The organism is Streptomyces sp. NPDC002588 (genome assembly GCF_040295925.1).
GTDB lineage: Bacteria > Actinomycetota > Actinomycetes > Streptomycetales > Streptomycetaceae > Streptomyces.
This window is the reverse complement of the sequence record NZ_JBEOWF010000016.1, coordinates 202,920-217,463: the sequence shown is the minus strand read 5'-3', so window position 1 is coordinate 217,463 and position 14,544 is coordinate 202,920. Positions and strand designations below refer to the sequence as shown.

General features: G+C 71.2%; 12 protein-coding genes and 2 pseudogenes. 8 read left to right on the top strand and 6 right to left on the bottom strand.

Annotated elements, in window-relative coordinates; all coding sequences use genetic code 11:
- The 6 genes and pseudogenes from ABT057_RS20560 to ABT057_RS20535 all read left to right on the top strand — a co-directional run.
- Window positions 1-168: pseudogene (locus ABT057_RS20560) on the top strand (sulfate adenylyltransferase subunit CysD); the annotation flags it as partial.
- Window positions 169-170: 2 nt separating this feature from the next.
- Window positions 171-1,505 carry a sulfate adenylyltransferase subunit 1 gene (locus ABT057_RS20555; RefSeq protein ID WP_352344505.1) on the top strand — a complete coding sequence of 445 codons (1,335 nt, stop codon included), beginning with the start codon at window positions 171-173 and terminating at the stop codon, window positions 1,503-1,505.
- A 236-nt stretch (window positions 1,506-1,741) separates the two neighbouring features.
- A complete protein-coding gene (locus ABT057_RS20550) occupies window positions 1,742-2,848 on the top strand; it encodes an aliphatic sulfonate ABC transporter substrate-binding protein (RefSeq protein WP_352344504.1) in 1,107 nt (368 codons plus the stop codon).
- 35 nt (window positions 2,849-2,883) lie between these two features.
- Window positions 2,884-3,663, top strand: coding sequence for an ABC transporter ATP-binding protein (locus ABT057_RS20545; RefSeq protein WP_352344503.1), 780 nt, complete (start codon window positions 2,884-2,886; stop codon window positions 3,661-3,663).
- Entirely contained in the window at window positions 3,650-4,528 is an 879-nt protein-coding gene (locus tag ABT057_RS20540) for an ABC transporter permease (protein WP_352344502.1), read from the top strand. Before ABT057_RS20545 ends, ABT057_RS20540 begins: the two co-directional genes overlap by 14 nt.
- A 5-nt stretch (window positions 4,529-4,533) precedes the next feature.
- Window positions 4,534-5,271 carry a sirohydrochlorin chelatase gene (locus ABT057_RS20535; RefSeq protein WP_352344501.1) on the top strand — a complete coding sequence of 246 codons (738 nt, stop codon included), beginning with the start codon at window positions 4,534-4,536 and terminating at the stop codon, window positions 5,269-5,271.
- Between the two features lie 19 nt (window positions 5,272-5,290).
- On the opposite strand, the gene ABT057_RS20530 is transcribed toward ABT057_RS20535, so the two are convergent.
- Window positions 5,291-6,316, bottom strand: a complete 1,026-nt coding sequence (locus tag ABT057_RS20530) for a ketopantoate reductase family protein (protein ID WP_352344500.1) — start codon at window positions 6,314-6,316, stop codon at window positions 5,291-5,293.
- A 27-nt stretch (window positions 6,317-6,343) separates the two neighbouring features.
- On the bottom strand, window positions 6,344-6,892 hold the full coding sequence (locus tag ABT057_RS20525) for a DUF1697 domain-containing protein (RefSeq protein ID WP_352344499.1): 549 nt from the start codon (window positions 6,890-6,892) through the stop codon (window positions 6,344-6,346).
- A 211-nt stretch (window positions 6,893-7,103) separates the two neighbouring features.
- Between ABT057_RS20525 and ABT057_RS20520 the strand changes: the two genes are divergently transcribed.
- Window positions 7,104-9,350, top strand: coding sequence for an MMPL family transporter (locus ABT057_RS20520; RefSeq protein WP_352344498.1), 2,247 nt, complete (start codon window positions 7,104-7,106; stop codon window positions 9,348-9,350).
- Between the two features lie 76 nt (window positions 9,351-9,426).
- On the opposite strand, the pseudogene mgt reads toward ABT057_RS20520, so the two are convergent.
- The 4 genes and pseudogenes from mgt to ABT057_RS20500 all read right to left on the bottom strand — a co-directional run bounded on the left by mgt (window position 9,427) and on the right by ABT057_RS20500 (window position 13,477).
- Window positions 9,427-10,714, bottom strand: a pseudogene (mgt, locus tag ABT057_RS20515) (macrolide-inactivating glycosyltransferase).
- The gene (locus ABT057_RS20510; protein WP_352344497.1) at window positions 10,711-11,265 is read right to left on the bottom strand and encodes a hypothetical protein; all 555 of its coding nucleotides are present in this window, start codon (window positions 11,263-11,265) and stop codon (window positions 10,711-10,713) included. The pseudogene mgt and the gene ABT057_RS20510 overlap by 4 nt, the downstream one beginning before the upstream one ends.
- Window positions 11,262-12,716, bottom strand: a complete 1,455-nt coding sequence (locus ABT057_RS20505) for a sensor histidine kinase (RefSeq protein WP_352344496.1) — start codon at window positions 12,714-12,716, stop codon at window positions 11,262-11,264. The genes ABT057_RS20510 and ABT057_RS20505 overlap by 4 nt, the downstream gene beginning before the upstream one ends.
- Window positions 12,717-12,784: 68 nt before the next feature.
- Entirely contained in the window at window positions 12,785-13,477 is a 693-nt protein-coding gene (locus ABT057_RS20500; RefSeq protein ID WP_352344495.1) for a response regulator, read from the bottom strand.
- A gap of 140 nt (window positions 13,478-13,617) precedes the next feature.
- On the opposite strand from ABT057_RS20500, the gene ABT057_RS20495 reads away from it, so the two are divergent.
- A complete protein-coding gene (locus ABT057_RS20495; protein ID WP_352344494.1) occupies window positions 13,618-14,538 on the top strand; it encodes a DUF3152 domain-containing protein in 921 nt (306 codons plus the stop codon).
- Window positions 14,539-14,544 lie beyond the last annotated feature (6 nt).

The following is a 14,544-nucleotide window of genomic DNA, read 5'->3' as shown; positions in this document are numbered from 1 at the left end:
GTCGGGGACATGTCCTGCACCGGCGCCGTCGACTCCGACGCGGTGACGCTGGCCGACGTGATCACCGAGATCGCCGCCTCCCGGCTCACCGAGCGGGGCGCCACCCGCGCCGACGACAAGCTCTCCGAGGCCGCGATGGAAGACCGCAAGCGCGAGGGGTACTTCTAAGCATGAGCACGATCACCGCCGAGGAACTCTCGGCCACGACCCTTCTGCGGTTCGCCACCGCCGGCTCCGTCGACGACGGCAAGTCCACGCTCGTCGGACGGCTGCTGCACGACTCCAAGTCGGTCCTCACCGACCAGCTGGAGGCCGTCGAGCGCGTCTCGGCGAGCCGCGGCCAGGAAGGCCCCGACCTCGCCCTGCTCACCGACGGACTGCGCGCCGAACGCGAACAGGGCATCACCATCGACGTGGCCTACCGCTACTTCGCCACCCCCCGCCGCCGGTTCATCCTCGCCGACACCCCCGGCCATGTGCAGTACACCCGCAACATGGTGACGGGTGCCTCCACGGCCGAGCTGACGGTGATCCTGGTCGACGCCCGCAACGGCGTCGTCGAGCAGACCCGCCGGCACGCGGCGATCGCGGCCCTGCTGCGCGTCCCGCACGTGGTCCTCGCGGTCAACAAGATGGACCTGGTCGAGTACCGGGAAACCGTTTTTGCGGCGATCGCCGAGGAGTTCACGGCGTACGCGCTCGAACTCGGCGTCCCGGAGGTCACGGCGATCCCCATCTCGGCGCTCGCCGGCGACAACGTCGTGGAACCGTCCGCCAACATGGACTGGTACGGCGGCCCGACCGTGCTGGAGCACCTGGAGACGGTGCCCGTCAGCCACGACCTGGCGCACTGCCACGCCCGGCTGCCCGTGCAGTACGTGATCCGGCCGCAGAGCGCCGAACACCCGGACTACCGGGGCTACGCGGGCCAGATCGCGGCCGGCACCTTCCGGGTGGGCGACGCGGTCACCGTCCTGCCGTCCGGCCGGGCGTCGACGATCTCCGGGATCGACCTGCTGGGCGAGCCGGTCGAGGCGGCCTGGACCACGCAGTCGGTGACCGTGCTGCTGGCGGACGACATCGACGTCTCGCGCGGCGACCTGATCGTGCCCAGCAAGGACGCGCCCCCCACCACCCAGGACGTGGAGGCGACCGTCTGCCATGTCGCCGACGCCCCGCTGACCGTCGGCCACCGGGTGCTGCTCAAGCACGGCACCCGCACGGTCAAGGCGATCGTCAAGGACATCCCGTCCCGGCTCACGCTCGACGACCTGTCCCTGCACCCGCACCCGGGACAGCTCCTCGCCAACGACATCGGCCGGGTGAAGATCCGTACCGCGGAGCCCCTTCCCCTGGACTCCTACTCGGACTCGCGCCGCACCGGCTCGTTCATCCTGATCGACCCGGCCGACGGCACCACGCTGACCGCCGGCATGGTCGGCGAGTCCTTCGCCGCCCCCGAGCCGGTCAAGGACGAGACCGACGACGACGGCTGGGACTTCTGAGACATGAACCCGACCGACTACTACTCGACGTTCGCGAAGGAGGGCGGCCGCATCGGCAGCGGCGCCCTCGGCAGCGGGCAGGGAGGAGTCGCGCGATGTGCGGCATGACGTACGCGCACCGCCTGCGCGCCCCGTCCCCCCACCCGACGTCCCGGAAGCGACGAAAACCCTTTGCCGATTTCCCGGCCACGACCTGAGAGACCGTGACCGCCGGGCCAACGAGAGGAACCCCTCCCGTGCCTGCCAACAGCTCCGCCTTCCTCCGCCGCGGCCTGGCCGTCGTCGCCGCCCTTCCCCTGCTCACGCTCGCCGCCTGCGGCTACGGCTCCGAGTCCGACGACACGGACACCGCGAAGGTCGCCGCCGGGTCGCAGAAGATCGAGGGTCTCGACACCGTCAAGATCGGCTACTTCGGCAACCTGACCCACGCGACCGCGCTCGTCGGCCGCGAGCAGGGCATCTTCCAGAAGGCGCTGGGTGCCACCAAGGCGTCGTACGCCACCTTCAACGCGGGCCCCTCCGAGATCGAGGCCCTCAACTCGGGCTCCATCGACATCGGCTGGATCGGCCCGTCCCCGGCGATCAACGGCTTCACCAAGTCCGACGGCAAGAGCCTGAAGATCATCGGCGGTTCGGCGTCGGGCGGCGTGAAGCTGGTCGTCAACCCGAAGAAGATCAAGTCTCTCGCCGACGTCAAGGGCAAGAAGATCGCCACTCCCCAGCTCGGCAACACGCAGGACGTGGCGTTCCTCAACTGGGCGGCCGACCAGGGCTGGAAGGTCGACGCGCAGAGCGGCAAGGGCGACGTCACGGTCGTCCGCACGGACAACAAGATCACCCCGGACGCCTACAAGTCCGGTTCCATCGACGGCGCCTGGGTGCCGGAGCCGACCGCGTCGAAGCTGGTCGCCGAGGGCGGCAAGGTACTGCTCGACGAGTCGACGCTGTGGCCCGACAAGAAGTTCGTGATCACGAACATCATCGTGTCGCAGAAGTTCCTCAAGGCCCACCCGAAGGTCGTCGAGGCCGTGCTGAAGGGCTCGGTCGAGACGAACAAGTGGATCGACGCCAACCCGGACAAGGCGAAGGCCGCGGCGAACAAGCAGTTGGAGGTGGACTCCGGCAAGGCGCTGCCGGCCGACGTGCTGGACCCGGCGTGGAAGTCCATCCAGTTCATCAACGACCCACTGGCCTCCACCCTCAGCACCGAGGCGGAGCACGCGGTCAAGGCCGGCCTGCTGGAGAAGCCCGATCTGAAGGGCATCTACGACCTCACGATCCTCAACAAGGTCCTCAAGGCCGAGGGCGAGAGCACGGTCGGCGACGCCGGTCTCGGCAGCTGACGCAGATCCCGACTAGTTCCCAGGAGGTGACGACCATGGCCACGACTCTCGCCAAGGCCGCGGAGTCGGTCGAGTACGCGGCACGCCTTGAGCACGTCTCGAAGTCCTTCGCGACCCCGGGCGGGCAGCAGCTCGTCCTGGACGACATCAGCATCGATGTCGCACCGGGCGAGTTCGTCACCCTTCTGGGTGCCTCGGGCTGCGGCAAGTCCACGCTGCTGAACCTGGTGGCGGGGCTCGACCGGCCGACGGCCGGCTCGATCACGACGGACGGCCGCCCCGCCCTGATGTTCCAGGAGCACGCCCTCTTCCCGTGGCTCACCGCGGGCAAGAACATCGAACTCGCCCTGAAGCTCAGGGGGGTCGCCAAGCCCGAACGGCGCGGCAAGGCCGAGGAGCTGCTCGAACTGGTACGGCTGAAGGGCGCGTACGGCAAACGCGTCCACGAGCTGTCGGGCGGTATGCGCCAGCGCGTGGCGCTGGCCCGCGCGCTCGCGCAGGAGAGCAGCCTGCTGCTGATGGACGAGCCGTTCGCGGCGCTGGACGCCATCACACGGGACGTCCTGCACGACGAACTGACCCGCATCTGGGCGGAGACCGGCCTCTCGGTCCTCTTCGTCACGCACAACGTGCGCGAGGCGGTGCGGCTCGCGCAGCGGGTCATCCTGCTGTCGTCGCGCCCGGGCCGGATCGCGCGCGAGTGGGCGGTCGGCATTCCGCAGCCGCGCCGTATCGAGGACGCGCCCGTGGCCGAACTGTCCCTTGAGATCACCGATGTACTGCGTGGGGAGATCCGACGTCATGGCCAGCACTGAGACGAGCCCGGCCCAGGACTCCGGGAGCGTCGAGGCGGGCCTCGACGCCCTGGAGACGAACGCCACCGGCCGCCCGCCGTTCCGGCAGACCCTCGTCAACAAGATCCTGCCGCCGGTCATCGCGCTCGCGGTGGTCCTCGTGGTCTGGTACATCCTGTACCCGATCGTCGACGACCCGACGAAGCTGCCCTCGCCGGGCGCCGTGGGCAGCGCCTTCCAGGACGCCTGGCTGAAGGGCGATCTGCTCGGCTACATCTGGACCAGCGTCTCGCGCGGTCTGCTGGGCTTCTTCTTCGCGCTGCTCATCGGCACCCCGCTGGGGCTGCTGGTGGCGCGGGTGAGGTTCGTGCGCGCGGCCATCGGTCCGATCCTGTCCGGTCTGCAGTCGCTGCCGTCGGTGGCGTGGGTGCCGCCTGCCGTGATCTGGCTGGGCCTGAACAACTCCATGATGTACGCGGTGATCCTGCTGGGCGCGGTTCCCTCCATCGCCAACGGGCTGGTGTCCGGTGTGGACCAGGTGCCGCCGCTGTTCCTTCGCGCGGGGCGGACGATGGGGGCGACGGGCGTCAAGGGCATCTGGCACATCACGCTGCCGGCGGCACTGCCCGGCTATGTGGCGGGCCTGAAGCAGGGCTGGGCCTTCTCGTGGCGCTCGCTGATGGCCGCGGAGATCATCGCGAGCTTCCCCGACCTGGGCGTGGGCCTGGGCCAGCTGCTGGAGAACGCCCGTACCGCGAGCGACATGGCCATGGTGTTCGAGGCCATCCTGCTCATCCTGTTCGTCGGCATCGCGATCGACCTGCTGATCTTCAGTCCGCTGGAGCGGTGGGTGCTGCGCAGCCGCGGCCTGCTGGTGAAGAGCTGACGTCCATGGGTGAACCGGTCCTTCTCGTCATCGCCCACGGCAGCCGCGATCCGCGGCACGCCGCGACCGTCCACGCGCTGGTGCGCCGGGTGCGGTCACGGCGGCCCGGGCTGCGCGTGGAGACCGGCTTCCTGGACTTCAACGTCCCCTCCGTGCACGGTGTGCTGGAGTCGCTGGCGGCGCGGGGCGTCCGGGACGTCGTGGCCCTGCCCCTCCTGCTGACCCGGGCGTTCCATGCGAAGGCGGACATCCCGGCGGTCCTGCGGGACGCGCCGCCGCAGCTGCGGATCCGCCAGGCGGAGGTGCTCGGTCCCTCGCCGCTGCTGCTCGCCGCGCTGGAACGGCGGTTGTACGAGGCGGGTTTGACGCCCGCCGACAAGTCCTCGACCGGGGTCGTGCTGGCCTCGGCGGGGTCCAGTGACCCGGAGGCGATCGCGGTGATCGCACAAGTCGCGCGGGAGTGGCGGCACACCGGTTGGTGCGCCGTGCGGCCCGCGTTCGCCTCCGCGTCCCTGCCGCGCACCGAGGACGCGGTGCGCGAGCTGCGCGAGCTTGGCTGTGCGCGGGTCGCCGTCGCGCCGTACGTCCTGGCCCCCGGTTTCCTGCCGGACCGCATCGCGCGGGGCGCGGCCGGGGCGGACGTCCTGGCCGAGGTACTGGGCCCGGCACCGGAGGTGGCCCGCCTGCTGCTGGAGCGTTACGACGCGGCCCGGACGCCGATGCTGTCGGCTGTCGGCGCCTGAGCCCGCCGGACCGGCCCGTTCAGCCTTCCCGGCCCACGGCGGCGACGGCCTCGTCCGCCAGGCGGGTCAGTTCGGTCACCGGCAGCGAACCGGGCGCCCTGCGGTCCCGGGCGAACTCGTTGGCCAGCCGCTGGAGCAGTTCGTTCAGCGGGGTCGGTACGCCGTGCAGCCGGCCCAGCAGGGCGATCTCGCCGTTGAGGTAGTCGGCCTCGATGGTGCCCGCGCCGCGGCTCAGGGACTGCCAGGAGGAGCCGCCGCCGCGCGCGACGCCGGCGAGGGGGACGAGAGTGACCTTGTCTCCGCGTACCGCCCCCTGTTCCCCGGCGCTCGCGTACGCGATCCCGGCCGCGTCCAGCACGGCCGCGCCCTCCGCCCGTACCCGCTCGAACAGCGCCTCGGCCACCGGGTCGCCGACCAGCCCGCTCACCGCCTCCAGCGCGTTGACCAGGTTGGACAGCAGCTTGGCGTACTGCCAGCGGGCCACGTCCGCCACGACGGGTGCCTCGAAGTGCGCCTTCTCCAGGTCGGCGGCGATCGCGCGGACCGTCTCGTCCGTGCCGTGCGGGTGGCGGCCGAGGTGGAGGATGCCGGTGAGCGGGGCGCCGGCGGCGGAGACGACGCCGGGTTCCACATGGGTGGACGGCAGCCAGACGCAGACGCCGTACACGTGCCGGAAGCGGCGCAGGGCCAGCCGCTGGCCCTCGACGCCGTTCTGCGCGCAGACCAGCGGCAGCCGCTCGCCCGCCGTACCGCCGCCTTCGACCGGGGCGGGGCCCCAGCTCCGCAGTGCCGCCTCGCTGTCCTGGGTCTTCACGGCGAGCACGAGGACGTCGTCGGCGCGCAGCACGCCGAGTTCCGCCGGCCCGGCCACCACGGGCAGCCGGTGCGTCGACTCCCCCTGCGGCACCCGCAGCCGCAGCCCGCTCTCCCGCAGCGCCGCCGCGTGCGCGCCCCGCGCGACCAGGACGACCTCCTGCCCGGACTCCGCCAGCCGGCCGCCGACGGTACCGCCGACCGCCCCTGCCCCGATGATGATGTAGCGCATCCTCCGAGCCTCGCACACACCGGAAGCTCAGGACTCGGTCATCTCCACCAACTTCACCACCGTGTTCCAGTTCCGGGTCGTGGCGACGATCCCCTTGTTCAGTCGGGGCCGGGACAGCATCTCGGCGAGCTTGGAGCGGCCGAGGCCGTCGGGGGCGTACAGGTACAGCGCGCGGTCGCCGAGGCGGAACTCCTCGGGGAGGTAGGCGGGTTGGTCGAGTTCGGCGTAGCGCTCCGGGCCGACGGGCGCGGAGAAGTAGGTGACGTGCAGCTGTTTGCCCTCGAGTTCGGCGGCCGGGAACGGGCAGGCCTCGGCGACCGTCTTCAGATACGCGTGGTCACGCACGATCACGTCGACGTCGAAGCCGAACTGCTTCTCGATCGCCTGGGCCAGCTCGGCGGCGAGGCTCTCCTCGTCGCCGTGGGCGCTGGAGAAAACGGCCTGGCCACTCTGGAGGTAGGTGCGGACATCGCCGTAGTCGAGTCCCGTCATGAGGGTGCGGAGGTCGGCCATCGGGACCTTCCTGGAACCGCCCACGTTGATCCCCCGCAGCAGGGCCGCGTACATCGTCGTCATGTCTCCACCCTAGGCGGCTCCCCCTAGATCACGGGATAGATGTAAGGGCCCACCTCCTCCCTCGCGGTGAGGCCGATCCGGTCCGAGGGGAGGACTCGTGCCGCCCGCACTTCACCGGGCAGTACGACGAGATGGCTTTATCCGCGTCATACCTTCGATTCGAAAGGTGACGGCAGGGGGCCGGCACCGCTCACGAGGGGGCAGGCCCGTCATGGCAAACGGAGATACGCGGGTACGGGGCCTGGCGGCCCGGGCCGGCGGCTGGAGCGCACGCCACCGATGGGCCGCGGTCGGCATCTGGGTGCTGTTCGTCGTGCTGGCCATGGGGATCGGCTCGGCGGCGGGCACCGTCGAGGTCAAGGACAGCGACCAGCTGGGGGGCGAGACCCACACCGCCGCGAAGATCATCGAGGACGCGGGGATCGAGGAACCGGCCGGGGAGAGCGTGCTCGTCCAGGCGAAGGACGGCTCGGTCAAGGCCACCGACGCGGAGTTCCGCTCCGCCGTCGCCGCGATCATGACCGCCGTGCAGGGCACCGGCAAGGTCACCGACGTGACCTCGCCGTACGACACGAAGACGATTTCCCGGGACGGCCGCAGCGCGCTCGTGCAGTTCGACATGCGCGGCGACTCCGACACCGCCGGCGACCGGGTCGAGCCGGTGCTGAAGGCCGTCGACGGCGTGCAGAAGGAGCACTCCTCGCTGCGGATCGAGGAGATCGGCGGCGCCAGCATGATGAAGCAGTACGACGACGCGTTCGGCGACGACTTCCAGCAGGCCGAGTACTCCGCGGTGCCGGTGGCGCTGGGCATCCTGCTGATCGCGTTCGGCGCGCTGGTGGCGGCGCTGCTGCCGGTGGCGCTCGCGCTCACCGCGATCATGGCGACCACGGGCCTGATGGCGATCGTCAGCCACTTCCAGCCGATGGACGACACCGCCAGCTCCGTGATGCTGCTGGTCGGACTGGCCGTGGGCGTCGACTACTGCCTGTTCTACCTGCGCCGCGAGCGCGAGGAGCGAGAGGCGGGCCGGGACCCGGAAACCGCTCTCCGGATCGCCGCGGCGACCAGCGGCCGGGCCGTGATCGTGTCCGGTGTCACCGTGTGCGTGGCGATGGCGGGCATGCTGTTCACCGGGCTCGCCACCTTCGAGGCGATGGGGCTCGCCTCCCTCATGGTGGTCGCGGTCGCCATGGTCGGTTCGGTGACCGTGCTGCCCGCGCTGCTCTCGCTGCTCGGGCAGCGGGTGGAGAAGGGCCGGATCCCGTTCCTGCGGCGGCGCACGAGCGGTAACAACGGCAGCCGGTTCTGGTCGGCCGTCCTGAAGGGCGTGCTCGCGCGGCCGGCCGTCTCGGTCGTCGTCGCGGCCGGCGTGCTGCTCGCCATCGCGGCTCCGGCGCTCGGCATGAAGACCCAGAACCTCACTCTGGACCAGGAGTTCGGCGACTCGCTGCCCATCGTGCAGACGTACGACCGGGTCAACGAGGCGTTCCCGGGCGGCACCGGGCCGGCCACCGTCGTCGTCAAGGCGGACGACATCGGCTCCTCCGCCGTGCGGGGCGCGTTGCAGCAGTTCAAGGAGCAGGCCGTCAGCTCGGGTGCCTCGCACGGGCCGGTGGAGATCAAGCTGCACGCCGCGCAGAACGTCGCCTTCGTCTACGTACCGCTGGTCGGCGGCTCCGACCAGGACAAGGCTGGCGCGAGCCTGGACAAGCTGCGTGACGAGGTACGGCCGGCGACGCTCGGCAAGGTCGACGGGGTGCAGGCGCCGATCACCGGAGAGGTCGCGGGCAACAAGGACTTCAACGACCAGCTGATCGGCTCGGTCGCCCCGGTCTTCGCCTTCGTCGTGGTGTTCGCCTTCCTGCTGATGCTGCTGTCGTTCCGCTCGCTGACGATCGCGATCACCTCGATCGTGCTCAACCTGCTGTCGGTGGGCGCGGCCTACGGCATCCTGGTCGCCGTGTTCCAGCACGGCTGGGGCGCCTCGCTGGTCGGCGCGGAGGGCGTCGGCGCGATCATCACCTGGCTGCCGCTGTTCCTGTTCGTGATCCTGTTCGGCCTGTCGATGGACTACCACGTGTTCGTGGTCTCGCGGATCCGTGAGGCGCGGCTGCGGGGCCTTTCGACGAACGAGGCCGTCAAGCACGGTGTGGTCACCACCGCCGGCGTCGTGACCAGCGCCGCCGTCATCATGGTCGCGGTGTTCGCGATCTTCGGGACGCTGTCCATGCAGTCCATGAAGCAGATGGGTGTGGGCCTGGCGGCGGCGGTGCTGATCGACGCGACGATCATCCGGGGCGTGCTGCTGCCCGCGGTGATGGCGCTGCTCGGCGAGCGCAACTGGTACCTGCCCAAGTGGCTCGGCTGGCTGCCGGACATGACGCACGACGAGTCGCCCGAGGCGATCGCGCCGGCGGCGGCGCAGCACGGTGAGGGTGAGCCGCTGAGGGTCTGAACCACCCTCTGGACCGAACCGCCTCACGCCGAGGGCCCGTTGACTTCCGGGGGAGTCAACGGGCCCTCTTCTGCGTTCACTTCGCGGGGAGTGCGGTCTCGATGAGGTCGGCGGCCCGCCGGGTGCCGCCCTCCGCGGCCGTCTCGGCCTGCACCGCCTTCAGCCGCCGGGCCACCTCCGGGTCGTCGACGAGCTCGAGCGCCGCCTCCCGCAGCGCCCCGGCGGTCGCCTCCGCCGTGTCCAGCCGCCGGGCCACCCCGCACCCGACCAGCATGTCCGCGTTGCCGAACTGGTCCACGGCCTGCGGTACGGCGATCATCGGCGTCGCGGTCACCAGCCCCTCCTGGCTCCCGCCCGCACCGGCGTGCGTCACGAACAGGTCGGCCTGCTTCAGGACCGCCAACTGCGGTACCCAGGAGCACACTTCGACGTTGTCCGGGACTTCGCCCAGCTCGGCGGCGTCGACGTGCCTGCCGATCTGGAGCACCAGGTGCCAGCCGGGCAGTCCGCCGAAGGCCGCGACGCACTCCCGGTAGAAGGCCGGCTGCCTGGTGAACGACGATCCCAGGGAGACGAGGACGACCTTCCCGGCGCCCGCGGGCCGCTTCCACTCCCCCTCGGCGGCACGGTCGCCCTGGCAGGCGCCGACGAAGCTGTACACCCGCTCGTCGACGCGGTCGGCGTGCGGCTGGAGCGCCCGGGGGATCAGCACGATCGAGCGGTCGGGGCGGCCGACGAAGGTGTCGGGGTGCCGGGTGATCCCGTTCCCCTCCAGCCAGGCGTGGAAGCGCGCGTAGTAGGCCTTTCCGCGCTCGGTGCTCTTCGGCTCGGCCCACATCGGCTCGGCGACCTCCTCCTCGTAGCCCTCCCAGGCCACGAGGTTGGGCGAGAGGGAGATCGCGGGGACGCCCCAGCGGTGGGCGAGGACGCGGGCCGGATAGGCGGTGATGTCGTGCAGGACAAGGTCGGGTTCGTCCCCGTCGTACGCCTCGGCCAGCTGGGGCAGGGCCTGGATCGCGTCGGCGAGGAACAGCTCCACGTGGTCGAGGAGCGTGGTGCCCCAGGCGGAGGGGTCGTCGTCGGGCGAGGGCAGGGTGGAGTGCCACGGCCTGACCTCGGCGCCGGTGGCGGCGGCCTTCTCGGCGAGGGCGGGCGGGACGGCGTAGGTGACCCGGTGCCCGCGCGCGACGAGTTCGCGGATCACCTCCAGGCTGGGGTTCACGTGCCCGTGGGCGGCGATGGTGAACATGGCGATGTGGGCGGGACTGGTCATGACGACGACGGTAGGCGAGACGAGACGTCTCGTGCAAAGCATTTCGGACCCCGGGGCCCCGGGCAGGGGCCCCGGCGGCCGTGGACGCTATCCGGGGCAGTTCTGCCCCGCGTCGTCGGCGCGGCGGCCGTCCGGTTCCACGAGGGTCACCGGCTTCGGCTTCGCTCCGGGAGAGATGACGCGCTGGGCCGCCATGACCGTGCAGACGAGCTGCGCCTTCCCGAGCCCTGACCCCATCACGGCGGCCAGCGTCAGCAGGACACGGTCGTCGCTCTTCGTCACCGTCACGAAGCTTCTGGTGGCGACCGTCTCCGCGGGCTCCGGCCTGCCGTCGGAGGGCGCGGGCGTCGCGAGTACGACGTCCACCACGGGCAGGTCGCTCCTGACACCCTCGGCGCTCTCCCGCTCGGACGGACCCTTCATCAGCGCGGCCATGACCCACGAGAGGTCGAACTCCCCGGTCATCTCGCGGGGTACGGCGACGAGGCGCTCGCTCCGCACGAAGTACAGGTTCGCCACCGGCACGATCCCGCTCGCGGGGCCGCCCGCCTGGATCACGTCGGTCGCGGGAATGCCGCAGGACGTGAGCGCGCACAGGGCCGACAGCCACAGCAGTACGCAACGGCGTACGGGTTTCCTCATGACCAGCTCTCTCCCGCCGACTCGCCACCGGGCAGCGGGATCTCCATGGTGAACACGGCGCCTCCCTCGGGTCGGTTCGCGGCCCGGACCGTGCCGCCGTGCAGCCTGACGTTCTCCGCGGCGATCGCGAGACCCAGGCCACTGCCCTCGGTGCGGGTACGGGCGGCGTCCGACTTGTAGAAGCGCTCGAAGACGTGCGGCAGCACGTCGGCGGGGATGCCGGGGCCGCTGTCCAGCACCTCGACGACCACCCGCCGGGCCACGCCGATCCCGGTCCCGCCGGCCTCGTACAGCCGCAGGAGCACCGGACGGCCGCCGTGCCGCAGGGCGTTGCCGACCAGGTTCGCCACGACGACGTCGAGGCGGCGCGGGTCGACGGTCGCCCGCAGGACGTCGGGCGGCGGCAGGTCGGTGTCGACCTGGTCGGTCCAGGCGCGGGCGGCGAGGGTACGGCGCAGCGACTCGGCGAGGTCGATCTCGTCCAGGTGCAGCACCGCCGCGCCCGCGTCGAAGCGGGAGATCTCCATCAGGTCGTCCACCAGCCGGGTCAGCTTCACCGTCTCCTCGCTGATCAGCCGGACCGCGGTGGCGGTGTCCGGGTCGAGCCGGGCGGCGTCCTCGTCGAGGACGTCGGTGACCGCCGACATGGCGGCCAGCGGGGTGCGCAGTTCGTGCGAGACGTCCGCGGCGAACCGGCGGGCCCTGGCCTCCATGCCGCGCAGTTCGGCCACCGACCCCTCCAGCGCGGCCGCCGTCTCGTTGAACGTGAGGGACAGATCGGCGAGTTCGTCCGACCCGTCGACTGCGAGCCGGGTGTCGAGCCGCCCCTCGGCGATGCTGCGGGTGGCGCTGCGCAGCGCCCGCACGGGCCGCAGCACACCGCGCGCGGCGAGCAGCGCGAGCACCACCGCCAGCGCCAGGGACGGCACGGTGGCCCGCTCCACGGCGGTGACCAGGGCGTCGATGTACGCCCGTTCCGTGGTCTGCGGCACCGTCAGGAACACATGGACACCGGAGACGTTCGTCCCCGCGTCCACTGTGGTGGTGAAGGCGACCGAGATGCCGACGAGGAGCACGCTGCGCCCGCCCCGGTTCACCCGCTGGAAGACGGTGGCCGAGCTGGAGTACACCGCCTCGCGCACGGCGGGCGTCAGGTCCTCGAACGGGTCGCCGGGGACGGAGGTGGCGCTGAGGTCGTCGTACGTGACCAGGACGCGCCAGGTCCCGGCGGGTTCGCCGCGGGCCACCTGGATCGCGAACTCCTGCAGGCCGGCCTTGCTCGGCGGGTAGTTCAGCTCCGGGGCGACCCGGTCGACCTGGGTGCGCAGCAGCTTGATCACGGTGTCCTGGCCCTGCTGGAGCACGCCGGTGCGCGCCTCGCGGAAGGTCAGGGCGCCGGTGGAGGCGGCGGTGAGGGCGGCGACCAGCGCGAACGCCACCACCAGGCGCATCCGCAGGCCCCGCAGCTGAGGCGCCCTGATCCCGGGACGTCGCTTCGTCCGGCGGCGCGGCGGGGCGCTCACCGTGCCGCGAACCGGTAGCCGAAACCGCGCACGGTCTGTATGTAGCGCGGGTCCCGCGGCGGTTCGCCCATCTTGGACCGCAGTCGTTTGACGCAGGCGTCCACCAGCCGGGCGTCCCCGTGGTAGCTGTGTTCCCAGACCGCTTCGAGGAGTTGCTGCCGGCTGAACACCTGGCCGGGCGACGCCGACAGGGTGAGCAGCAGCCGCAGTTCGGAGGGGGCGAGGGGGACGGGTTCACCGCGCCAGGCGACCGCGTGCCCGGCCCGGTCGATGGCCAGGTCGCCGTAGGACTCGATCTTCGGTATGCCCGCTTCGGCGGGCACGCCGGTGGACCGACGCAGCACGGCGCGGATCCGTGCCTCGAGCACCCGGGCCTGGACGGGTTTGACAACGTAGTCGTCGGCTCCCGCCTCGAGACCCACCACGATGTCCTCGTCGTCGCCCCGGGCGGTCGCCATGATGATCGGCAGGGTCTGGTCGAGGGCGCGCACGTGCCGGCACACGTCCAGGCCGGGTATGCCGGGCAGCATCAGGTCCAGCACCACGACGTCCGGCCGGAAGGACCGCACCCGCTCCAGTCCGTCTTCCCCGGTCTCGGCGGCGGCGACCTCGTGGCCCTGGCGGCGGAGGGCGAGGGCGACACCCTCCCGCACGGCTCGGTCGTCTTCGATCAGCAGAACGCGTGGCATGGGCTCAGTATCCGTACGCCTTCAGTCAGTTCGGGTCACTGTTACGGGATGATCATATGAATCTGCGTCCGCGTGGATGTTATCTTTTCGTTATCGATCTAGCATGATCCGATCACATGCCGATCACAATCTAATCAAACATGAGCGCGCACAAAGCAACTTCTTCCAGCAGCGGTCGCCGTCGGAGCCGTGCCGCGCGCGGCCCCGCACAGCGATGGAAGGGGAAGGGACCGCTGTGGGTGGGCCTGGCCGCCCTGGTCGTCCTGGGCGCCACCGGTTTCGCGGCCGCGGGCTGGACCTCCGCGGACACCCACGGCAGCCGTACGGACGCCGGGGCCGAGCCCACCCCGACCGCGCGGTCCGGCTCCGGGTCCGCCCGGCCCACGCAGCGCGCCAAGCCCGCGACGGACTCCTCCGGCCCCACCTCCAGCCCGTCCTCGCGCCCGTCCTCCAGCCCGTCCTCCGGTGCGGACGGCGTTCCCGACGAGTCCGACATCCCGGCCTCGGGGCCGGGCACGTTCACCGTCGCCCCGGGTGGCAGCGGAGTGGTCGGGAAGGGGAAGGTCCTGCGCTACCGCGTCGAGGTGGAGGACGGCCTCGACCTGTCCGCCACGGACGTCGCCCGGCAGGTGGAGGGCATCCTGGCCGATCCACGAGGCTGGACGGCGGACGGGAGCTCGGCGTTCCAGCGGGTGTCCGGCGGCACCACCGACTTCGCCGTGAAGGTCGCGACACCCGGCACCGTGGACAAGATCTGCGGGCAGTACGGGCTGGACACCGGCGGCGAGGTCAACTGCAACGTTGCCCAGAACGTCATGGTCAACCTCAAGCGCTGGCAGCTGGCCACCCCCGTCTACGCCAAGGACGTCACCTCGTACCGCGCGCTGATCATCAACCACGAGGTCGGCCACTTCCTCCACCACGGCCACGTGACCTGCCCCGGCAAGGGCAAGCCCGCCCCCGCGATGATGCAGCAGATCAAGGGCATGCTCGGCTGTGTGCCCAACGTCTGGCCGTACGACGAGAACGGCCACTACATCACCGGCCCCGCCGCCCCCTGACCGGGC

Excerpts from the sequence above, each read along its gene's own strand:
- ABT057_RS20505 (WP_352344496.1), bottom strand. The coding sequence starts at position 12,716 with ATGCGCCTGGTGGTGGCGTTCGCGCTGGTCGCCGCCCTCACCGCCGCC.
- ABT057_RS20525 (WP_352344499.1), bottom strand. The coding sequence starts at position 6,892 with ATGACGACGATGTACGCGGCCCTGCTGCGGGGGATCAACGTGGGCGGT.
- ABT057_RS20520 (WP_352344498.1), top strand. The coding sequence starts at position 7,104 with ATGGCAAACGGAGATACGCGGGTACGGGGCCTGGCGGCCCGGGCCGGC.
- ABT057_RS20495 (WP_352344494.1), top strand. The coding sequence starts at position 13,618 with ATGAGCGCGCACAAAGCAACTTCTTCCAGCAGCGGTCGCCGTCGGAGC.
- ABT057_RS20530 (WP_352344500.1), bottom strand. The coding sequence starts at position 6,316 with ATGCGCTACATCATCATCGGGGCAGGGGCGGTCGGCGGTACCGTCGGC.
- ABT057_RS20500 (WP_352344495.1), bottom strand. The coding sequence starts at position 13,477 with ATGCCACGCGTTCTGCTGATCGAAGACGACCGAGCCGTGCGGGAGGGT.
- ABT057_RS20540 (WP_352344502.1), top strand. The coding sequence starts at position 3,650 with ATGGCCAGCACTGAGACGAGCCCGGCCCAGGACTCCGGGAGCGTCGAG.
- ABT057_RS20510 (WP_352344497.1), bottom strand. The coding sequence starts at position 11,265 with ATGAGGAAACCCGTACGCCGTTGCGTACTGCTGTGGCTGTCGGCCCTG.
- ABT057_RS20555 (WP_352344505.1), top strand. The coding sequence starts at position 171 with ATGAGCACGATCACCGCCGAGGAACTCTCGGCCACGACCCTTCTGCGG.
- ABT057_RS20545 (WP_352344503.1), top strand. The coding sequence starts at position 2,884 with ATGGCCACGACTCTCGCCAAGGCCGCGGAGTCGGTCGAGTACGCGGCA.
- ABT057_RS20535 (WP_352344501.1), top strand. The coding sequence starts at position 4,534 with ATGGGTGAACCGGTCCTTCTCGTCATCGCCCACGGCAGCCGCGATCCG.